The organism is Pseudoalteromonas sp. 11L1 (assembly GCF_055397545.1).
Window position 1 is genome coordinate 345,779 of the sequence record NZ_AP041142.1, and the last position, 21,899, is coordinate 367,677.

Annotated in this window: 20 protein-coding genes; 14 read left to right on the forward strand and 6 right to left on the reverse strand. The window is 39.4% G+C overall.

What is annotated here, in order from left to right; translation table 11 throughout:
• The first annotated feature begins 6 nt into the window (after window positions 1-6).
• Together fadD and rnd are read left to right on the forward strand one after the other, a co-directional pair.
• Window positions 7-1,659: a long-chain-fatty-acid--CoA ligase FadD gene (gene fadD, locus ACZ5WS_RS17305; protein ID WP_138606512.1), complete on the forward strand. Its 1,653-nt coding sequence runs from the start codon at window positions 7-9 to the stop codon at window positions 1,657-1,659.
• Between the two features lie 50 nt (window positions 1,660-1,709).
• Window positions 1,710-2,840 (forward strand): ribonuclease D, encoded by a 1,131-nt coding sequence (gene rnd, locus ACZ5WS_RS17310; RefSeq protein ID WP_198522598.1) that lies wholly within the window; start codon window positions 1,710-1,712, stop codon window positions 2,838-2,840.
• A 59-nt stretch (window positions 2,841-2,899) separates the two neighbouring features.
• Here the strand turns inward: rnd and minE are convergent, their stop codons facing one another.
• From minE to minC, 3 genes are read right to left on the reverse strand one after another with little or no spacing between them, the layout of a single operon-like run.
• Window positions 2,900-3,163: a cell division topological specificity factor MinE gene (minE, locus tag ACZ5WS_RS17315; protein WP_008111532.1), complete on the reverse strand. Its 264-nt coding sequence runs from the start codon at window positions 3,161-3,163 to the stop codon at window positions 2,900-2,902.
• Window position 3,164: 1 nt separating this feature from the next.
• Window positions 3,165-3,974: a septum site-determining protein MinD gene (gene minD, locus ACZ5WS_RS17320; RefSeq protein ID WP_138606508.1), complete on the reverse strand. Its 810-nt coding sequence runs from the start codon at window positions 3,972-3,974 to the stop codon at window positions 3,165-3,167.
• A 5-nt stretch (window positions 3,975-3,979) separates the two neighbouring features.
• Window positions 3,980-4,684, reverse strand: a complete 705-nt coding sequence (minC, locus tag ACZ5WS_RS17325) for a septum site-determining protein MinC (protein WP_464712108.1) — start codon at window positions 4,682-4,684, stop codon at window positions 3,980-3,982.
• A gap of 156 nt (window positions 4,685-4,840) precedes the next feature.
• Between minC and ACZ5WS_RS17330 the strand changes: the two genes are divergently transcribed.
• Together ACZ5WS_RS17330 and ACZ5WS_RS17335 are read left to right on the forward strand one after the other, a co-directional pair.
• The gene (locus ACZ5WS_RS17330) at window positions 4,841-5,122 is read left to right on the forward strand and encodes a YcgL domain-containing protein (RefSeq protein WP_178957120.1); all 282 of its coding nucleotides are present in this window, start codon (window positions 4,841-4,843) and stop codon (window positions 5,120-5,122) included.
• On the forward strand, window positions 5,115-6,131 hold the full coding sequence (locus ACZ5WS_RS17335) for a lytic murein transglycosylase (RefSeq protein WP_198522595.1): 1,017 nt from the start codon (window positions 5,115-5,117) through the stop codon (window positions 6,129-6,131). Before ACZ5WS_RS17330 ends, ACZ5WS_RS17335 begins: the two co-directional genes overlap by 8 nt.
• Window positions 6,132-6,188: 57 nt before the next feature.
• On the opposite strand, the gene ACZ5WS_RS17340 is transcribed toward ACZ5WS_RS17335, so the two are convergent.
• Window positions 6,189-6,737: a GbsR/MarR family transcriptional regulator gene (locus ACZ5WS_RS17340; RefSeq protein ID WP_010388849.1), complete on the reverse strand. Its 549-nt coding sequence runs from the start codon at window positions 6,735-6,737 to the stop codon at window positions 6,189-6,191.
• Window positions 6,738-6,953: 216 nt separating this feature from the next.
• On the opposite strand from ACZ5WS_RS17340, the gene adhP reads away from it, so the two are divergent.
• On the forward strand, window positions 6,954-7,964 hold the full coding sequence (adhP, locus tag ACZ5WS_RS17345; protein ID WP_138561502.1) for an alcohol dehydrogenase AdhP: 1,011 nt from the start codon (window positions 6,954-6,956) through the stop codon (window positions 7,962-7,964).
• Window positions 7,965-8,035: 71 nt separating this feature from the next.
• Here adhP and ACZ5WS_RS17350 read toward each other — a convergent pair whose 3' ends face one another.
• Complete coding sequence (locus ACZ5WS_RS17350; RefSeq protein WP_464712109.1) at window positions 8,036-10,456, reverse strand: TonB-dependent receptor; 2,421 nt, start codon at window positions 10,454-10,456, stop codon at window positions 8,036-8,038.
• Window positions 10,457-10,746: 290 nt separating this feature from the next.
• Window positions 10,747-12,018 carry a Xaa-Pro dipeptidase gene (locus ACZ5WS_RS17355; RefSeq protein WP_290171665.1) on the reverse strand — a complete coding sequence of 424 codons (1,272 nt, stop codon included), beginning with the start codon at window positions 12,016-12,018 and terminating at the stop codon, window positions 10,747-10,749.
• 153 nt (window positions 12,019-12,171) lie between these two features.
• Here ACZ5WS_RS17355 and ACZ5WS_RS17360 point away from each other — a divergent pair, with 153 nt between their 5' ends.
• The 9 genes from ACZ5WS_RS17360 (at window position 12,172) to ACZ5WS_RS17400 (ending at window position 21,858) form a co-directional block, all read left to right on the forward strand.
• Entirely contained in the window at window positions 12,172-13,989 is a 1,818-nt protein-coding gene (locus ACZ5WS_RS17360) for a DUF885 domain-containing protein (RefSeq protein ID WP_464712110.1), read from the forward strand.
• 96 nt (window positions 13,990-14,085) lie between these two features.
• Window positions 14,086-14,598 (forward strand): YcgN family cysteine cluster protein, encoded by a 513-nt coding sequence (locus tag ACZ5WS_RS17365; protein ID WP_138606494.1) that lies wholly within the window; start codon window positions 14,086-14,088, stop codon window positions 14,596-14,598.
• Entirely contained in the window at window positions 14,598-15,107 is a 510-nt protein-coding gene (locus ACZ5WS_RS17370) for an RNA methyltransferase (RefSeq protein ID WP_464712111.1), read from the forward strand. Before ACZ5WS_RS17365 ends, ACZ5WS_RS17370 begins: the two co-directional genes overlap by 1 nt.
• Window positions 15,108-15,382: 275 nt before the next feature.
• On the forward strand, window positions 15,383-17,272 hold the full coding sequence (locus ACZ5WS_RS17375) for a methyl-accepting chemotaxis protein (protein WP_464712112.1): 1,890 nt from the start codon (window positions 15,383-15,385) through the stop codon (window positions 17,270-17,272).
• Window positions 17,269-18,375 (forward strand): GGDEF domain-containing protein, encoded by a 1,107-nt coding sequence (locus ACZ5WS_RS17380; protein WP_464712113.1) that lies wholly within the window; start codon window positions 17,269-17,271, stop codon window positions 18,373-18,375. Before ACZ5WS_RS17375 ends, ACZ5WS_RS17380 begins: the two co-directional genes overlap by 4 nt.
• Window positions 18,362-18,973 (forward strand): DsbA family protein, encoded by a 612-nt coding sequence (locus tag ACZ5WS_RS17385; RefSeq protein ID WP_178957112.1) that lies wholly within the window; start codon window positions 18,362-18,364, stop codon window positions 18,971-18,973. The genes ACZ5WS_RS17380 and ACZ5WS_RS17385 overlap by 14 nt, the downstream gene beginning before the upstream one ends.
• A 223-nt stretch (window positions 18,974-19,196) precedes the next feature.
• The gene (locus ACZ5WS_RS17390) at window positions 19,197-19,949 is read left to right on the forward strand and encodes a DUF3450 domain-containing protein (RefSeq protein ID WP_138606484.1); all 753 of its coding nucleotides are present in this window, start codon (window positions 19,197-19,199) and stop codon (window positions 19,947-19,949) included.
• Between the two features lie 10 nt (window positions 19,950-19,959).
• Window positions 19,960-21,327 (forward strand): MotA/TolQ/ExbB proton channel family protein, encoded by a 1,368-nt coding sequence (locus ACZ5WS_RS17395; RefSeq protein WP_138570563.1) that lies wholly within the window; start codon window positions 19,960-19,962, stop codon window positions 21,325-21,327.
• Between the two features lie 3 nt (window positions 21,328-21,330).
• The gene (locus ACZ5WS_RS17400) at window positions 21,331-21,858 is read left to right on the forward strand and encodes a MotA/TolQ/ExbB proton channel family protein (protein WP_464712114.1); all 528 of its coding nucleotides are present in this window, start codon (window positions 21,331-21,333) and stop codon (window positions 21,856-21,858) included.
• The last annotated feature ends 41 nt before the right edge of the window (window positions 21,859-21,899 follow it).

Consider the following 21,899-nt stretch of genomic DNA (forward strand, 5'->3'; position numbering starts at 1 on the left):
CTAAGAGTGGAAAAAATCTGGCTTAAGCGCTACCCAGAAGGTATGCCTGAAACAATCGATCCTGAGCACTACAACTCGTTACTCGAAGTGTTTGAAAAAAGTTTCAATGAATACAAAGATTTACCTGCATTTACTAATATGGGTAAAACATTGTCTTACAACGAAATAGATGCTGCAACAAAACGCGTTGCCGCCTATATCCAAAACGATTTAGGATTAAAAAAAGGCGATAAAGTCGCTGTGATGATGCCTAACTTGTTGCAAACCCCTATTGCTATTTTAGGTATTTTGCGTGCAGGATGTGTTGTAGTTAATGTTAACCCGCTTTACACCGTACGAGAGTTAGAGCATCAGTTAAAAGATTCTGAAACATCAGCCATTTTTATACTTGCTAACTTTGCTGTCACTCTTGAAAAAGCGCTGCCCAACACCGACGTGAAACATATTGTGGTTACCCAAGTCGGTGACATGATGGGTGGTCTTAAAAAGCATTTAGTTAATTTTGTCGTTAAGCATTTCAAAAAAATGGTGCCAAGCTACACATTACCTAACACGATTAACTTTTGTGATTTGTTAAAAGCAGATCCAACTGGTTACAAACGTCCAGATGTAAACCTTAGTGACTTAGCGTTCTTGCAGTACACCGGTGGAACTACCGGTGTATCAAAAGGCGCTATGTTAAGTCATGGCAATATGGTAGGTAATCTTGAGCAAGTATCTGGTTGTTTAGACAAAGTGCTTGACCGTGGTAGTGAAGTAGTTATTACTGCGCTTCCGCTTTATCATATATTTGCATTAACAGCGAACTGTTTAGCATTTATGAAATACGGTGGCTTAAATGTTTTAATTACTAATCCACGTGATATGCCAGGATTTGTAAAAGAGCTTAGTCAGCATAAATTTACAGCTATTACAGGTGTAAATACTCTGTTTAATGGCTTATTAAATACTCCAGGTTTCTCTGAACTTGATTTTAGTAACCTTAAAATGTCACTGGGTGGCGGTATGGCCGTTCAACGTCCAGTTGCCGAAAAATGGCAGAAGGTCACTAACAGCAAATTAATGGAAGGCTATGGTCTGACAGAGTGTTCGCCATTAGTTACAATTAGCCCATATGATTTAGAGTCTTATAATGGCTCTATTGGCTTACCAGCGCCAAGTACCGATATCAAGCTAATGCTTGATAGCGGTGAAGAAGCGGCTAAAGGTGAACCGGGCGAGTTATGGGTTAAAGGCCCACAAGTAATGCTTGGTTATTATAACCGTCCTGACGCAACCTCTGAATGTTTAAAAGATGGCTGGTTTGCTACCGGTGATATTGCGACATACGATGATGAAGGCTTCTTCTATATTGTTGACCGTAAAAAAGACATGATCATTGTGTCAGGCTTTAATGTATTCCCAAATGAGATTGAAGAAGTGGTTGCGATGCACGAAGGTGTATTAGAAGTTGCCGCAATTGGTATTCCTCATGACATTAGTGGTGAACAGGTTAAAGTTTTTGTTGTGAAAAAAGACCCTTCTTTAACTGAAAAAGATATAATAAAACATTGTCGTGATAATTTAACTAATTATAAGGTTCCTAAACTCGTTGAGTTTAAGGATGAGTTACCCAAAACTAACGTGGGTAAAATTCTCAGAAGAGCCTTAAAAGATTAGCAACTATAAAAAAGCCGACATTAGTCGGCTTTTTTATTGTAGGAGACTCAGTGCACTACCAATTGATCCAAACCCAAAATGAGCTAAATACGTTTGTAGAACAAATAAAAAACAAACCCATTCTTGCTATTGATACCGAGTTTATGCGCCGCCGTACTTTGTATCCCGAAGTTGCACTAATTCAAGTTTATGATGGCGAGCATTTAGCACTCATCGACCCGCTTGCAGAGCTTTCCTTGTTTGATTTTTGGCAGATACTTAAAGATCCAAACGTGTTAAAAGTACTTCATTCTCCTTCAGAAGATATTGAAGTTTTTCAAAAATACGCAGGTTTCGTTCCTTATCCATTGTTTGATACTCAGTTTGCACTTCAGCTATTAGGGGAGGGTAACTGTATGGGGTTTGCCTTAATGGTAAAAACCTTGTTGAATATTGAAATTGATAAAAGTGAATCGCGTACTAATTGGTTACAACGTCCTCTCACTCAAAAACAACTTGAATACGCTGCGGCCGATACGTTTCACTTACTACCTTGTTTTGAGTTAATTATAGACAGCATTAAAGCGGCCGATTTATTTGATATTGTTATTAATGAAAGTGAATTGGTGGCAAACAAGCGTGCTTTTCAAACACCAGATGAACTGCTTTATAAAGAGATTAAAAATGCATGGCAGCTCAAACCGCATGAATTAGCGGTACTAAGAGAATTAGCCGTGTGGAGAAGAAATAAAGCAATTCGTAAAAATCTTGCGCTTAATTTTGTTCTTAAAGAGCACAACATGACTGAAATCGCTAAGCGAGGCCCATCGAGCTTAAATGCGCTTAGACAAATTCCGGGTGTTGAGCCTATTGAAGTGAATCGTTCAGGGGTTGAAATTTTAAAGTGTATTGAGCAAGCTAAAGCTATCCCACCTGAACAGCACCCAAAAGTACTAAAGCGTTTAATTGATTTTCCTACATACAAAAAAGTAGCGAAAGAGATCAAACAAAACATTAGTAAGGTTGCAAAAGAGCACAACATACCAGAAGATGTAATGGCATCTAAAAAGCAAGTGAATCAACTTATAAGTTGGAACTGGAAGCTAACAGATGAACAAAAATCACAGCAGATAAAACCAGATTTACTCAATTCTTGGCGCTATGAATATCTTAAAGGTGCACTCAAAGAGTGGGATAATTAAATAAAGTTTACAAGACGAGTTAAAAACAGATGATAAAGGGCGCTTAGCGCCCTTTATCATTATTTCTTTTCTTCGTCAGGTAGTGTGACATTGAGTTCGAGTACGGCTAAATCATCTTCATTTTGATCAAACTGAACTTGAACTGCATCGGCGCCTACATTCACGTACTTGCGAATGACATCTAATATATCTTGCTTTAACTGCGGCAAGTAATCAGGTGTACCACGCTGAGAACGTTCGTGCGCGACTATGATCTGCAATCGCTCTTTTGCTAATGACGCACTGTTTTTCTTTTCTGAGCGGAAGTAGTCAAGTAAAGACACATTAACCTCCAAATATCCGTTTGAATAAACCCTTTTTCTCTACATCTAAAAATCTAAATTCAACCGTCTCGCCTAATAAACGACTGATCGCATCAGCATAGGCTTGACCTGCGTCTGATTCGCCATCAAGAATAACGGGTTGTCCTGAGTTAGATGCACTAAGTACTGCTTGAGATTCAGGAATGACACCTAGTAAGTCGATAGCTAGAATGTCCTGGATATCTTCAACAGATAGCATTTCACCTTTTGATACACGATCTGGATTATAGCGTGTTATTAGCAAATGCTCTTTAATGTTTTCTAAACCTTCTTCAGCACGTTTAGATTTACTGTGTAAAATTCCTAGTATACGATCTGAGTCTCTTACTGACGAAACTTCTGGGTTGGTAGTTACAATAGCTTCATCAGCGAAGTACATGGCCATCATAGCACCGGCTTCTATACCTGCCGGAGAATCACACACTATGTAGTCAAAGTCTTCTTTTAACTCATTGAGAACACGTTCAACGCCATCACGTGTGAGTGCATCTTTATCGCGTGTTTGCGATGCAGGAAGTAAGAATAACTTCTCTACACGCTTATCTTTTATAAGTGCTTGGTTAAGGTTGGCTTCACCATTGATTACATTGACAAAGTCATACACTACGCGACGTTCACAACCCATAATAAGGTCTAAATTCCGCAGGCCGATATCAAAATCAATGATAACAGTCTTATAGCCTTTCAATGCCAAGCCTGTACCAATTGCTGCGCTTGATGTTGTTTTACCAACACCCCCTTTACCCGAGGTAACGACAATTATTTTTGCCATGAGATTTATCCTTTAACCAAAGCTGAAATTTCTAAAGATTCATTTTTTTGTTGTATTTGAACTGCGTTACCCCAGTGTTCACCTTGCAGTGAGTCACTGATCCAGTAATTACCATTGATTGAAACGAGTTCTGCTTCTAATTTATTACAAAAAATGTATGCGTTTTCTAGCCCTTTCGCACCGGCGATTGCACGGCCGCGTAGGGTTCCATATATATGTACATTGCCATCTGCAATTACTTCTGCACCATGGCTTACTGCGCCTAATACCACTAAGTCACGGTCTTTGGCGTAAACCTGTTGCCCTGAGCGAACTGCACCATTAATAATTTGTGCTGGTAAATACACGGTTTTTTCAACCACTGACGTATTAGGCTCTACTCTTGGGGGTTCACTCTTAACGTCTTGTGAATAGTTTAAAACAGATAAGCCAGCAGCTTTCGCTTGTTTGTGCTGCTCATCAGAACCATTACATACACCCACCGCATTAAAGCTCATACGTTCAATAAGTGATTTTAAGTGAACAAAATCAATAGGATTATTTTTTACTTCAATTAAATTCACGACAATGGGGGCACCCTTAAAGAATTTTGGGGCTTGGGCTATTTTTATATACAGTTGTTCTGCTAAAAGGGGGATATCAGTACTATAAAGATGTAAAACTGATAACGTAAAAAGGTTGCCTTTTAGCTCAAAAATTTGGTCCGACATAGATGCTCAACTGGATTGTCTTGTTAGTGTGAAATTTTTATATAAACCTAGGCTGAACAAGGCGTTTATTGTAGTTTTCACTCTAATTTTTATAACTTATTATTATTGCCATGTTATAGTGTGTAGCACTGTTAAGCAAGATTTTATAGGGCCATAATGCTAACTGCGGTATATAAAAGTAAGAAAAAAGCAGATACTTTCTTATTTATTGAAAAAAGAGACGATTTTAGTAAAGTTCCGGAACCTTTAATGGCCATGTTTGGTCAACCTCAGTACGTGATGATCATTAACTTAGCTAAGCGAACTCAACTAGGCGTAGCGGATTTAGACACTTTAAAACAGTCGCTCAGCGACCAAGGCTATTATTTACAAATTCCGCCACCAGAAGAAAACTTGCTGAGTGAATTAAGAAAACAAAACGGAGTAGATAGTGATTAAAAAATTAGCAGTTGTATTGTGTGGTATCTGTTTAAGCTCATCGGTGATGGCAAAAACCCAAGCTGAGTTTCAACAATACCTTACTAATTTAAAGCAAGAGGCAATAGCGAAAGGTTACGATACTCAGTTAATTGAGCAAGCATTTGCCACTGCTTCTTACAAAGAAAAAGTGATTTCAGCAGATAAAAATCAGCCTGAAGTAAAAGAAACACTGGAAACATATTTACCAAAACGAGTGCCTCAATGGAAAATTGATCGCGCGCGTAAGTTGTACAAAGAAAACCAAGACGTTTTAGAGAAGGTCGCAAAAGACTTTGGCGTCCAAGCACGCTTTATTGTAGCTATTTGGGGCTTAGAGAGTAATTTTGGTGCCATTCAAGGTGGCCACAACGTGATTTCATCTTTGGTAACACTGGCTTTTGATGGGCGCCGTGAAGCATTATACAAGCGCCAATTATGGGCAGCACTGGATATATTAAAGTCGGGTCATATTACGCTTAATAAATTTAAAGGCTCATGGGCAGGTGCAATGGGGCAAACTCAATTTATGCCAACCTCATTTAATGCCTATGCTGTAGATTACAACAATGATGGTCGCAAAGATATTTGGACAACTAAGGAAGACGCGTTTGCCTCTATTGCTAATTACTTAAAGCAAGAGGGCTGGAATGACAACTTAACCTGGGGTCGCCAAGTTCAATTACCTGCTGATTTTGATCAGCAGTATATTTTAAAGCGCGGTACTAAAACACGTAAGCAATGGCTTGAATATTGGAACAATTCAGAGCGCTCACTCGCTGATTGGCAAGCATTAGGGGTTCGTCGTGCTGATGGCAGCGATTTACCAAATGTTGCTGTGGATGCTGCACTAGTGATGCCTGATGATGAAAATGGGCGCATGTATTTAGCATACGACAACTACAAGGTATTTATGCACTGGAATCGGTCATATTATTTTGCAACCAGCGTGGGCTATTTGTCAGATAGAATTGCTTATCCAAAAATTTAAATAAAGCAAATAACTAAAAAGCCGCAAATTGCGGCTTTTTTGTGAGTGACCTATCGACTAAATTTCTTTTTTAAATATTTTATCTTTTAGGTCAATGACTTTGCCAATCCCTGAACCTAGTTTCATTAGCTTATTAAGCTGCTCAGGAGTTAAACGTTGTAATTCTGACGACCATTTAGTTACTGTTTCAAGTAAGTTATGGATTTCGCCCATTTGTTTTTGAGCGTAGATTTCATCGTCGTTACTTGCTTCGTCTAGTAAGTTATCCCGGAGTAAACTTAGTGTCGGCTCAACTTCACGTTTTTTGCGCTCTTCGAATACGCGATTTGCCATATCCCAAATATCGCCTGCAGGGGCATAGTACTCTTTTCTATCTCCTGGGATATGCATTACTTTGATCAGTTGCCAAGATTGTAATTCTTTGATCCCCATACTCACGTTACCGCGAGAGATACTTAGCGCATCAGCGATTTGATTTGCCGTCATCGGATCTTTAGTAATAATCAATAAACCACACATTTGTCCAATGGTGCGATTAAATCCCCAGCGGCTGCCCATCTCACCACAATGCATTACAAAGGCAAAGTTTTTTTCTGATAATGTCATTGTTACAAGTTTCAAAAATAAATGAAATCTATGCTAGCACGCTGGTTAGGTATGGCAAGACTTAAGCTGGGATAAAAAGCCACGTTTTACGACTAATGATTGATATAGATTAATATCTAAGCATTTATAGTGAGGTATGTTGCGGATATGCAACATGACATTGTTATTTAACGACCTTGTTGAATAACAAAATTTTTTATAAACGATGGAATGACTATGAAAGCAGCAATAAATACAGAATATAAAGGCAAGTTAGCGATCACCGATTTGCCTATCCCAGAAGTAGGTCCTAACGATGTCCTAGTAAAAATAGCCGCTTGTGGTGTGTGCCACACTGATTTACACGCATGTCATGGCGATTGGCCGGTAAAACCAAAAATGCCATTAGTACCAGGGCACGAAGGTGTTGGTGTAATAGAAAAGCTAGGAAGTAATATTAAGCACTTAGAAGTGGGCGATAGAGTAGGCGTACCATGGTTATACAGCGCATGTGGCCATTGTGAGTTTTGTTTAGATGGACGCGAAACCTTGTGTTTATCGCAACATAATACGGGTTACTCTATTGACGGTGGGTATGCAGAATACTGTTTAGCTCATGGTGACTACATCATCAAAATACCGAAAGGTTTAGGTTTTGCTGAAGCTGCCCCCTTATTTTGTGCGGGCGTAACAACGTATAAAGCTTTAAAAGTATCTGGCGCTAAACCAGGTCAATGGGTTGCTATTGTCGGTGTGGGTGGTTTAGGGCACTTAGCAGTGCAATATGCAAAAGCAATGGGCTTTAATGTTATTGCGGTAGATACTGGTAAAGAGAAAATGGCGCTAGCTAAAGAGTTGGGTGCTGATATTACGCTTGATTTTAAAGAGGTGGTGCCCAGTGAGGCCATTTTTGAGCAAGTAGGTGGCGCGCATGCTGTTGTTTGTACGGCAGTATCAAAACCAGGGTTTGAACAAGCATATAAAAGTGTTCGCCGAGGGGGAAAATGTGTATTGGTTGGTTTACCGCCTGAAGATATGCCATTGCCAATTTTTGACACCGTATTAAATGGTGTTTCAGTGGTTGGCTCTATTGTAGGTACGCGCAAAGACCTGCAAGAATGTCTTGAATTTGCTGCGCAAGGCAAAGTAAAAGCTATCATTGAAGAGAAAAAACTTGAAGATATTAATGAAATTTTTGATGACATGCTTAAAGGCGAAATAAACGGCCGCATAGTTGTTACGATTTAATATTAAGTTTTTAACATGAAAAAAGCACGGTATTTCAATTGAAACTCCGTGCTTTTAAAATTATTAAACTATTAAAGTGTGTAACTAAAGCTTAGCTTTGCATTACGTTCTTCACCTGGCATTCCGCCTAAAAACATGGCTTTAGAATAATAGTTTTTATTAAACAGGTTATTAATGTTTAACTGCATCTGCCAGTTATCAGCTTTATAGCTAACTGCAGCATCATATACGGTATAAGCGGGTACGTAACCATTATCAATACCGAATGAACTTGAGTTAGTACTGCGTTTATCAACGAATGTTAAGCCTGCGCTTAGATCTACTGCGTGTGGTAATTCAAACAGCGCTGCTGAGTAAGTAACCCATGAACTAGCTGTTACATAAGGCACCCCTTTTTGGCGGGTATCAAAGCTTGAGCTGTTTGGATTAGTTTTATCGCGGGCGTCTTGATAAACACCGTTAATATTAACTTTCCATTGATCGTTCAAATACGCATTTAAATCAATCTCTACACCTTTTGTCTGTTCTTCGCCATCAAAAAAGCTCTCTACTACGTTAGGTGCTGACACGCCGGCTTCATAAAGTGGATTGGCGTATTCTAAATTAGTGCGCGCACTTTCAAATACTACAATCGAAGCTAGTAATTGATCATCAAATGCTTTAAAACGAAAGCCTAAATCGTTACTCACTGATTCTGAATCGTCTCTATCGGCTTCATTACCAGCAACAGAGCCAAGAACACTGTAAGCTGTGCGTCCTTTCGAGTGATTTAAAAACAAAGCCATATCAGCGTTTACTTGATAAGTAGCACCTAAGTTATACGTTAAACCACTGTCTGATGTGTTTGCTTCAGGCGTTGGATTTGCGCGGCTTTGGCTATAACGTGGGTCTATCCCAAAATGCTCATAACTTTGTTTTATGCGATTATGAGCAACACCAATACGAGTAGTGATCTTGTCGTTAATATAAGCAACATGCTGCAGGCCTACGCCCCATGCTTGTACTTTTTTATTGTAATCACTGGTTTTAAGCGGGTCATAGTCAGCAAATTCACCTGTAGGCCAATTTGGTTGACGTATATCAAAAATATATGGCAGTGCGCCTTGGTAAATCACTTCACCGTCATTGTTTTTAATGACCTTATCAGCATCATAAATAGAGTACTGTTTAAAACGAATATCACGGTCTTCATAGTTGGCATTAACTAGTAGTTCGTTTTCTATATTACCAAGCATAAAGTCATAACGTAAATCTAAGAAGTATTGCCAAGATTTTTCATCCGCTTCTACTTGGCGATATTCTTGGCGTCTGGCAGCAAAAGGATGTAATACATTATCTACAACTAACGGTGCGCGTGGATCTTGGTTAATTACACCGCGTCGGTTCCAATAAACATAATTATAAGCACCTGTTTGACGAGCAAAACTTGAAGTGTAATTGCGATACTGCAGCTGTTGATTTAAAAATAAATCATCACTAATGTAATAATTATGCGCTAGTTTAAAACGCAGCTCTTCACCTTCGTTATCCTTTGCCATCGGTGATATTATGCCATTAGTGCCAAAGTTAAAGGGTGTTAAACCATCATTGCTTGCCAAAGAGTTAGCTAATTCATTTCGTTGTGCTTCACTCAATTGTAACCCACTTGCTGTAGGGTCATTAACTAAATCGGCGCCTGATACTTCTCCAGCAGTTAAACCGTTAACCGATTCACTGTTAAAAATACGAATAGGGTGGCCAATAGAATCCACTGCAATAGCGTCTTTAATATATGCCCCAGACAATACAAAAGATTGTTGGTCATTAAGCACATATTTTAAAGACGAGTAAATTTCATCGCGCTGCTCTTTTAAATCACGAAAGCCATCGCTAGAGGCGGTTTTTGCCATTACCCGATAAGCTAAATCGTCGGTTATTGCATTGGTGCTATCGAGTGCAAGCGAATAACTATCCCACTGACCGATATCCATTTCTAGCGTATGTTGCTCGTTAAACTGTGGTTTTTTCTCAATGAGGTTGATCACACCACCGGCACTACCCATACCATACAAGCCAGTAGCGGGACCCTTTAACACTTCAATAGATTCAACATTGGTTAAAGACCGAGTAGGGTTAAATGTATTGCCCAAGCCTGCGCCGCCATACATGCCATCATAAGTGTAATTAGCACCCAAACCACGAATAACTAAATTGTCACCAATGCCATAGTTATTACCCGCTTGAGTTAGGCCACTCACATTGCGGATCACGTCCTGAAGACTATCAATACCTTGTGATTCAATCAGTGCTTTATCAACAATAACCACGGGTGCTGGGGTTTCCATTAGTGACATGTCTGATTTAGTCGCTAAACCAGAATTCATCACTACTCGGTTTTGTTGCTCGTAAACGCTAATTCGTTCAATATCTGAATTAACTTGTGACTCGTTAGCCATTGCTAAATTTGCGTTTAAACACGCTAGAGTGAGGAGAGAGTATTGAAACCTTTTCATAAACTGATAACCATTCGCATTTGTTAATTTGCGCGAATGATAATGGTTATCATTTTAAATTTAAATAAAAAGTTCAATTTTTTTTACTTCAATAGGTACGTTTGCTTGATTGTTATTCAATGTGATTTAAAAGTAATCATATTTGAAAATTTCAAAGGGGGATTGCAGTAGTTAGTTGGTTTAGCAGAAAGATTTTTTAATAAAATTTTGATGGCTAAACGAGCAGCTTAGCTACATTTGCAAAAAATTTTAAGGTTGAGCGGTGCTCAACCTTATAGAAACGTTTGGGCTTACTGTTTGTAAACCACACCCGCCTTCATAACAAACGGGATCTGCTCTAGTGTAGAAATGTTTTTTAATGGATTAGTATCTACCGCTATGATATCAGCTGCAAAACCAGTTTTAATTTGCCCTAGTTGTTTATCAGCTTTTAATAATTTAGCACTATTAATGGTCGCCGCTTGAATTGCTTGTAATTCACTCATGCCAAATTCAACCATACGGGAAAACTGTTTAGCATTATCACCATGCGGGTAAATAGCTGCGTCGGTACCAAACACCATGTTTACCCCCGCTTTAACAGCGCGTTTAAAACTATCACGTTGTTTTTTTGATACCAGACGTTCCTTATTTAGGTTTTCTTCATCAACACCATTTTGCTCACCAAAGCTCAGCGTATACTCTGTATTATAAATATCCATCGATAACCAAGTACCATGCTCTTTTGCAAGCGCAATCGCTTCATCATCTAAAAAGCTAGCGTGCTCAACACTATCTACACCGGCTCTAATCGCCGTTTTAATACCGTTAGTGCCGTGTGCGTGAGCGGCAACAGGTAATTCACGCATGTGCGCTTCATCGACAATGGCTTTCATCTCTTCAAAGGCGTATTGCTGTATGCCGACTTTTGTTCCTTTAGAAAATACCCCACCTGTGGCGCATAGTTTGATTGCATTAGCGCCATATTTTATATTTTCACGCACTTTAATACGTACTGCCCATGGGCCATCAGCAACGCCGGTGGCAGTATATTTCATCTCTGGAGGTAAGCGATTATTATCGCAGTGCCCACCAGTAATGCTCAAAGAAGGCCCTGCAGCCCAAATGCGTGGGCCGATAATATCACCGGCATTAACACCGTCTCGCACCGCAATAACACTGTAGCCTTGTGCACCTAAGTTACGTACTGTAGTAAATCCAGCTTCTAAGGTTTGCTTAGCAAAATAGCTGGCTTTAATGGCCATTCGCGGAACAGATTGCCCTAAACGTTCACTTCGAGACACGGTAGGATCGCTGGTTAAATGTACGTGCATGTCCATTAACCCAGGTAACAGGGTAAGCGTTGGTAGGTTTATCAGTTCATCATTACTGCTAAGCTTGGGCTTTTTATTAAATTGGATTTGGCTAATAACACCGTTATCTATGGCAATCAAAGGATTAGATTTAAGTTCGCCTGTTTCAACATCTAGTAAAGCTTTGGCCGATATATAGGTTGTGGCTAGTGTACTTGCACTGGTTAAGCTCAGAAATACGATTGATGCAGTTAGTAAATGTTTTTTCATGTTTAAGTCATTATAATTATTTTCATTTACTTGAATGTAGCAACCATGCGCTATTGAGTAAATAATGTAGCGACGAATAGCATTGACCGTAATTGCTTTATTTAAGCTATTTAAAACCGCATAATTGGCGGGTAAAAACTAACAAGGGAATTTATGAAAGTTATTAAAATAGCACTGGTTGCCAGTAGCGTTATGTTTGCCTTAAGTGGTTGTATGAGCACCAGCTCACAATTAAACACAAATCAGTCAGTCGCACCTGTAATAAGCGAATTATCAGCCGAGCAGCAATTAGATGTGCTCGTTGCTCAGTACTACGATGAATCATTAGCTTTTAATCCATTAAGCGCTACTTATAATGGCCGCCATGAATTTGATGATCAATTTTTGCCTGAAATATCGCAGCTTAATCGCGATAAAAAAGCCGCATTTTACAAAAAATATCAACAACGCTTAACGCTGATTGATGAATCACAACTGACCGGTCAAGCGCTACTGAATTTTGAAGTATTATCCCGAGATTTAGCCCTCAAGCTTGAGGGGATGCAATATAAAAATTATTTGTTACCGATAAATCAAATGTCGGGTGCGCATAATACCTTCGCTGGATTTGGTTCAGGACAAAGTGCTCAGCCTTTTAATACTGTTGCCGACTACGAAAATTTTATCAAGCGTGCAGATGGTTTCGTTAAATGGCTTGCAAGTGTTGAACAATCAATGGTGCAAGGCGTTAAAAACGATGTGGTACTGCCTATGCCATTAGCAAAAAAATTACTCCCGCAATTTAAAGCGCATGTTGTTACAAGCGCAGAAGATTCTCTCTTTTATTCGCCCATTAAAGCCATGCCCGCTTCAATTTCAGCTGATGAAAAGCAACAGCTAAAATCGCAGTATAAAACACTGATCTTAGATAAATTAGTGCCTGCATATCAGCGAATGAGCGACTTTTTAGCCAACAATTACATACCTCATGCTCGCGATTCTGTTGGTTATGCTGATTTACCCAACGGTAAAGCGTGGTACGAATACCAAATAAAGAAAAACACCACGTTAAGCTTATCTGCTGATGAAATTCATGAAATTGGCTTAAGTGAAGTGGCTCGAATTTTAAGTGAAATGAAAACGGTGAAAAACACCGTCGGATTTGAAGGTGATTTATCGGCCTTTTTTAACCACTTACGTGACTCCGATGAGTTTTATTACAAAACGGCCGATGAGTTAATTGCTGCCTATGAAAAGATAAAATTAAAAATAGACGCTCGCTTACCAAAGTTATTTAATATTGAGCCTAAAGCACCTTATGTTGTCAAAGCGGTTGAAGCGTATCGAGCCCAATCAGCTGCGGGAGCGTCGTATGCAGGACCCGCTCCTGATGGTTCGCGCCCAGGCATATTTTACATCAATACATACAACTTAAAAGCGCAGCCTAAGTTTTTACTCGAAACACTGTCTATTCATGAAGCCGCTCCTGGTCATCACTTTCAAATAGCGCTGCAACAAGAGGTGCAAAGCTTGCCCGATTTTCGTAAATTTGGCGGCTATACCGTGTTTGCTGAAGGCTGGGCATTATATGCAGAAAGCTTAGGCAAAGAATTGGGTTTATTTACCGACCCGTATATGTGGTACGGGCGTCTTAGCGATGAGCAGCTAAGAGCGATGCGATTAGTGCTTGATACAGGATTTCATGCCAAAGGTTGGACACGTCAACAAGGCATTGATTACATGCTAGCAAATTCTTCAATGGCAAAAAGTGATGTTATTGCTGAAGTTGAACGCTATATCGCATGGCCAGGCCAAGCACTATCGTACAAATTGGGTGAGTTTAAAATTAAAGAGCTCAGAAATTACGCCCACCAGCAATTAGGTGAGCAATTTGACATTAAAGCGTTTCATACGCAAATATTGATTGATGGTGCACTACCTATGCCTATTCTGGAGAAAAAAATTAAACGTTGGGTTAAATCTCAGCAGTAATAAAATCGCGCGAAGCCATGCAGATATTAGGGATTGGCTTTGCGCGCTTTGCTGCAATACGTTAGAATGCGCGCTCTTAAAAGGGGCGAGAACACCATGTTTGATCAACAATTAGCAAATACCCAATTTTGGCTTAGTAAAAGCCTGAATGAAATGAACCAGCAAGAATGGGAAGCCATTTGTGATGGATGTGGAAAGTGTTGTTTAAACACCTTTATTGACAGTGAAGACGAAGATGACTTTACTGCTACCGATCAGCTAAGAGAAGGCGAGCAACTAATATTTACCAACATTGTTTGTCAATACCTTGATAACAATACCTGTGGCTGTAGTGAATACGAAAACCGCCAAACATTAGTCCCTTCGTGCGTTAAACTCACTAAAGAAAACCTAAAAGACATCTTTTTCATGCCCCAAAGCTGTAGCTACCGCCGTCTTCATGAAGGGCGCGGTTTAGCAACGTGGCACCCGTTACTTAATAACGGCGATAAAACTAAAATGCATGAGCTAAACATTTCAGTCAAAGATAAAACAGTAAAAGATTGTGATGTAAAATTAGACGATTTTGACTTGTATATTGCCGAGTGGCCAACCAAGGATTGCAACTAGTGAGTAAGTTACAAGCAAGTATTGGTTTAATAAACCCTAAAAGCCCAACCAATGTGGGTGGTGTATTACGCGCAGCAGGTTGTTATGACGCCAAGAAGGTGTTTTTTACCGGCAACCGTTATTTAAATGCACAAAAATTTCATACGGATACGAAAAATGTGGTGCAACGCATTCCATTAACCGCCACTGACGATTTAGCATCAGTCAAGCCACAAGATGCAAAAGTAGTGGTAATTGAGTTAATCGAAGGTGCCACTCCTTTACCCGAATTTACTCACCCTGAGAACGCATTTTATGTATTTGGTCCAGAAGACGGCTCTGTCCCCAAAGATGTTTTAAAATGGTGCGACGAAGTGGTGTATATTCCTACTATCGGCTGTATGAATTTAGCGGCAACCTGTAATGTTGTACTTTATGACCGACTCTCCAAATTGGGCGGGATTCAAAGCAGTAATGAAACCATTATTTCATCACGCGATACCAATAATAAAATGAAATGGAAAAAGTGATTTAAATAATAATTACTCAGTGTAACGTCATTATTAAATTCAAATTTTAATCTTTTTACTTTCCTAAAAGGCATAGTTGCATAGAGTCTTTCTTTGCAACTAGCTAGACCGTCGCTATTAAAAAATCACCTTATAGATATTTTTCTGTATATAATAAATAATGCTTTATTATTATTTTTTATAATTTAATCAATCCCAGCTTATATTTGCTAAGACTTTCAGTTAAAAATTTGTTAAAAAGACAGTGATAATAATGATTAATCCTTAAGGTACTTATGTTTAGCTCGCTGAAATTCACCTCCAAAATCACCATCGCTGCGTCATTGGTCTTAGTTTTAGTGTTAGGTGTTTTCACTATTAACAACTATTTTTCAATGCGTCATCAAACTCAAGAGCAGCTATCTTTAGTATTAAAACAAAGTTCCCAGTCTGTCTCGCAGAACATTGCAAGCTGGCTGAATAACAAGTTAGCCATTGTTATCTCGCTGGCAAACACCTATCGATTCACAGACGCTAAAGCGCTTACATTATCGCAATTAAATACTGCAGAGATGGCAGGGGATTTTAAAAATACTTACATCGGCGAATCCTCAGGCGCGTTTATTTTAAATGATCAAAGCGTCATTTTACCCGACGATTTTGATGCAACTAGCCGCCCTTGGTATAAGTTGGTTGAAAACAAAACTAATACTGCATTCACCACCCCTTATATTGATGTAACCACCAATGAACTGACCATTTCAGCTGTTGCGCCCATAAATATTAATGGCCAATTTAAAGGAGTTGCAGGTGCTGATATTGATATGCAAACCATAGCTAAAATTATCGACAATATTGATTTTTTAGGGTTAGGTTATGGCTTTTTATTAGATCATAAGGGGCAAATACTAAGCCATCCAAATAGTAAGTTAAATTCAAAAGCGCTTACTGAATTATTTGGAAAAGACATTGAGCTGGCTGATACTTTTACAGAGCACCAAGTTGCTGATGAAACTGTTTTAGTGTCATTTACTAAAATTCATGGCATAGAAAATGTTGATTGGTATTTAGGAGCAGTGATCAATAAAGACACGGCTTTCGAAAGTGTGTCGGCATTTGGTCAAAAAGCACTGATTTACTTAATAGTAGGCACCTTAGTCATTGTTTTTGCGCTACAGCTTTTATTGCGTTACTTAATGCGTCCTATGTATCGCTTAAACGATGCTATTAGAGATATAGCTCAAGGTGAAGGCGATTTAACTCGTCGCCTCAGTGTAGAAAACGATGATGAGTTTGGTCAGTTAAGTAATTCATTTAATATTTTTATAGAAAAAATTCAAAATTCAATTGTTCAAGTTAAGTCTTCAGCGCAATTGTTAGAAACAGCTGTTGCTAAGCTGGTTACGCAAACAGATTCAACCTTGACTATGTATGACGATCAAAGTGAACGTACTAACAGCGTAGCATCGGCAATTAATCAGTTTTCTGCTACCGCCACAGAAATTTCAAGCAGTGCAAGTAATGCCTCAACGCTTGCTAAAGATGCTGATCAATATTGTGCTAAAAATCAGCAAACACTGACTAACAACGTATCAAGCATTCATCAACTTTCGCAAAATATAGAGCAAGCGCAAGAAACAATTAATAGTTTAGATTCACATACCGCCAATATCGGTAATGTATTAGCGGTAATTAAAGGAGTGAGTGAACAAACTAACTTGCTCGCTTTAAATGCAGCGATAGAAGCCGCACGTGCGGGTGAAGCGGGAAGAGGGTTTGCCGTTGTTGCCGATGAAGTAAGGCAATTAGCACAACGCACTCAACAATCAACGCAAGAAATTGAAAATACGGTTATTGAACTGCAAAAAGGCTCAAGCTCTGCCGTTGAACTGATGAAAACCAGTTTAGAAGAAAGTGAAAAAAGTGTTCAGCAAGCGGATGCCGTCGGCGACGTAATGAAGCAAATAATTAGTGCGATAAGGCAAATAACGGATGCTAATCATAGTGTGGCTAATGCCACAGATGAACAAAACCAAGTTGTTAAATCATTACACTCAGATATTCATGTTATTAGCGACTTATCTACTCAAGGTCAATCTAACCTTAACCTTACTTTAGAGGAATGTACCAAGCTTAAGCATCAATTTAGCGACTTAGATCGGATGGTTAAAAAATTCAAAGTATGATCAATAAAACAAAAATAAATAAACCAAACTGGCTTAGTCTAGTTAATATTGACAGTGTTTATAGCTTTGATAGACAACGCCAAGCGTTTTCTTTATTTACCATGATAGCGATTGCCTTGGTGTTAATTACTTATTTGGTGATTGCAAATTATCGCGTTTATGCACCTATATTAACTGCCGCATTAATTTCAGTTAACTTAACGATTGTAGGGTGCATCGTTTATTTTATAAAAACCAAAAAGCTCAATGCTATTGCGTTAATTACTCTGATGATTGTATTTTTGATGTGTTTAGCATTGGTATACACAGGCGGTAAAGATAACACTGCTTTATATTGGCTTATGTTTTATCCTGTTGCTGTTTTTGCCATATTGGGTGTTAAGTTTGGCGCATGGTTAAGCAGTGCCATGTTATTGTGCTGTATTGTTATGTTGTATGGCCCCGATATGGGGCAGGTTATTTATGGTGAGGTAGAAAAAACCCGTTTTGTTGCTGCATTTTCACTCGTGTTGGTCTTTTCTTTTATCGGTGAGTATTTTCGTCACCGAAGCCACCTTGCCATTGCTGATATTACCTTAGAGCAAAAACAATACGCCTATACAGATCAGCTCACAGGTGCACCCAACCGTCGCTTTATTACCTCTCATTTTTTAAAGCTCGCCGCTTCACGACCTGCACATTATTTACCGCTGTCTATATTGCTCCTAGATTTAGATAACTTTAAACAATTAAACGACACCTATGGTCATGATTTTGGTGACACCGTATTAATAGAGTTCACTAAATTATTAGAGTCGCAGTTTCCTGCAACCGCCCTTAAAGCCCGTTATGGTGGTGAAGAGTTTGTAGTAATTTTACCGCAGCTAACGACCATTGAAGCAAGTATTTTAGCTAATCGCTTTAGAGAATGCGTGCAACATCATGTGATATTATCTGATAAACAACAACGAGTATCGTTAACCTGCAGTATTGGCATTGCACAAGCTAATCATGTTGACGACTTCAACAGTGCATTAAAACAAGCCGATGAATATTTATATCAGGCAAAATCACAAGGGCGTAATAAAGTCATATTTGCGCAGGGCGAGCATGTCAGTCAGTAAGCTTATCTATGTGCATGATCCTATGTGTAGCTGGTGCTGGGGTTATAAACCTACTTGGCAAAAGCTAGAAACTGCTTTAGTAAATATTCTGCCTATAGAATATAGAGTCGGAGGGTTAGCGGCTGATAGCGACCAGCTAATGAGTGCTGATATGCAGTTGCAACTACAAGGCATATGGCAAAACATTAACAACCAATTAGGCACTGAGTTTAATTTTAATTTTTGGCGAGAATGCCAACCACGCCGCTCTACTTATCCTTCTTGTAGGGCGGCATTAATTGCTCGTAGCTTTAACAAAGAGCCACAGATGATTGACGCTATTCAACAAGCGTATTATTTAAAGGCGCAGAATCCATCGGATGAAGACGTGCTTATTAAACTATGCGAAAAAATTGGTTTAGATCCCTGTTTATTTACTCAGCAGTTACACTCTAAGGAACTTCAGCGTCGCTTTTATGATGAGCTTAACTTTGTTCGCAGTTTACCTATTCAAGGTTTCCCTTCGTTAGTATTAATACATAACAACCGTGCTTACCCTATTGCTATTAACTACATAGATTGGCAGCATACCCTTAGTGAAATACAGTCTTACTTATAAAATTTACGCTTCAAACATTACCCTGCACTTTAAATTCAGCCAATAAGGCTAATTTATTACCGTTGTCATAAAAGCGACTTTTTTACGCAACACGCTTGTCATTTTTAATCTATACACTTTCGCTCATTGAAACTATCTCGCTTTAAAATGTTTTTTCATAAACAGGCTAAAGCGACTAATAAACACTAGCAAATCCGCTAATTAACGAGCAAAGGTGTATACGATGAAAGGCGTTAAACCATTAATTTTAGCTGGTATTGTAGCCGCAAGTGCAGCAGTCCACGCCAATGATTTAAACACGGTAATTGATAAAAGTAGCGACATTAATAATTTAGCTGCGCAATCACAAACAAAAATAGACAAGATTGCAGATTCAATGCAAGGGCGTTTACAGCAATTTAAAACCCTAAATAAAGAAATAGATGGTTTAGCCGTTTATAACGCACAGCTGACAAAACAGTTAAATAACCAAATAGAAGAGATGGAATCGCTTAATTTATCAATGGATCAGGTATCGATTATTGAGCGCCAAATAACCCCTTTAATGCTTCGCATGATCACTGGGCTTGAACAGTTTATAGCCTTAGATGTGCCGTTTTTAAAACAAGAGCGAAAGCAGCGTCTTGAATCGTTAAATGCAATGATGGAACGTGCTGATATTTCATCAAGTGAAAAATTCCGTCGTGTCTTAGAAGCTTATCAAGTTGAAGTTGATTACGGACGCACTATTGAAGCGTATACCGCATTGCTTGATGTGGACAATAAAGAACGTGAAGTTGATTTTTTACGCATTGGCCGTTTAGAACTCATTTACCTTACCCGCGATGGCAAACAAGCAGGTAGTTGGGATCAACAGTCACAGTCGTTTGTTGCGTTGCCTGATTCAACCATTAGTCAAATTAATAAAGGGCTTCGCATTGCGCGCAAACAACTAGCCCCCGATATGTTAACACTGCCAATTCATGCTGCAGAATAAGAGGTTTACCATGAAATTATTAACGAAAATGACAAAAATGGCCGTGTTTGCAGCCAGCTTAGGTTTTTCAGGTGCGATGTGTGCCGCTGAACCAATGAACTTAGATGCCTTATTAAAAACGTTAGAGCAGGGTAAATCAGCGCAATCAGAACAAAATAAACAACGCGAACAAGAATTTGCAGCACGTCAAAATGAACAAGTGCAAATGCTTAAAAACACCCAAGCTAAACGAAACCAAATGCTTAGCGAGTCAGAGCGTTTAGAAACGCAGTTTGAAGAAAACGAAATTAAATTGGCTAACCTGACCGATACTTTATCTAAGCGTATGGGGTCATTAAAAGAGCTGTTTGGTGTGCTACAACAAGTTGCTGGTGATTCAAGCAATAAGTTTGCAACCTCGGTGGTATCGGCTCAGTTACCTGGGCGTAGTACTTTTATGGACGAATTGGCGCAAAAAATGGGGTCTACCTCAAAGCTTGCGTCTATTGAAGATATCGAAAAGGTTTGGTTTGAGCTACAACGCGAAATGACCGAACAAGGAAAAGTAAGCCGCTTCAATACTGATGTAATTGTTGACGGTGGCAATAAAGTACAAAAAGAAGTGGTACGTGTGGGTGCATTTAACCTTATTAGTGACGGTCAGTACCTAGAGTATACACCTTCTACCAATACTATTAGCCAACTTACTCGCCAACCAAGCAGCCGCTTTACTGCGACTGCGGCTGATTTGCAGCAAGCAAACACCGGTGTGGTGCCGTTTGCGCTTGACCCAACTGGTGGTTCAATTTTAGGTTTGTTAGTACAAGCCCCTGATACCAGCGAGCAAGTTCATCAAGGTGGTGCAGTTGGTTACGTTATTTTAGGCGTTGGCTTATTAGCGTTATTAATTGCGTTAGAGCGTTTTGTATCGCTCCTGCTGATGGGTGGAAAAATCCGTCGTCAATTAAAAGACGATACAGCTCGTGATGATAACCCGCTAGGGCGAGTCATGAAAGTGAAAGACCAATACCCAAATGTGGCGTACGACACGCTTGAACTTAAGTTAAGCGAAGCCATTTTACGCGAAATGCCAAAAATCACCCGTAATTTAACGCTTATTAAAATTATCTCTGTGGTAGCGCCATTGCTGGGCTTACTCGGTACGGTAACTGGGATGATTAATACCTTCCAAGCAATTACTTTATTCGGCACTGGCGACCCTAAACTAATGGCAGGCGGTATTTCGCAAGCCTTGGTTACTACGGTATTAGGCCTTGTTGTTGCTATCCCTACGGTGTTTTTATACACCTTATTGAATACTCGCTCAAAAGGCTTACTGCTTATTTTACAAGAACAAAGTGCAGGTATTATTGCCGAGCGAAGCGAGAAAGGAGCTTAAACCATGGTGCTATTGATTGATTCAATCAATGCTATCCGTGATTTTCTCGACACGGGTGGCCAAGTGCTCTTGGTCATTGCCGTGTTAATTTTCGCGATGTGGTTATTGATACTCGAGCGATTTATGTACTTTTTTAATGGCTATCGACACTACAAAAAAGACGTTAAAAATACGTGGAAAACGCGCAGTGAACGCAACAGCTGGAACGCAGAGCAAATACGCCAGGCCATGGTGTCACGCGCCAGTATGCGATTAAACGCAAACTTACCGATGATTAATGTAATGGTAGCGCTGTGTCCACTATTAGGGTTGCTTGGCACAGTAACAGGGATGATAGAAGTTTTTGATGTAATGGCCATTACAGGTACAGGCAGCGCACGCTCTATGGCATCGGGTGTATCAAAAGCAACCATACCGACAATGGCAGGAATGGTCGGTGCGTTATCAGGGGTGTTTGCCTCAACCTATTTACAGCGTAAAGCAAAGCGTGAAGTTGAATTGTTGCAAGACACAATGGTGTTAGACCACTAAATAATTATTGAAAAGCGGTGTACATAATCACCGCTTGTTCT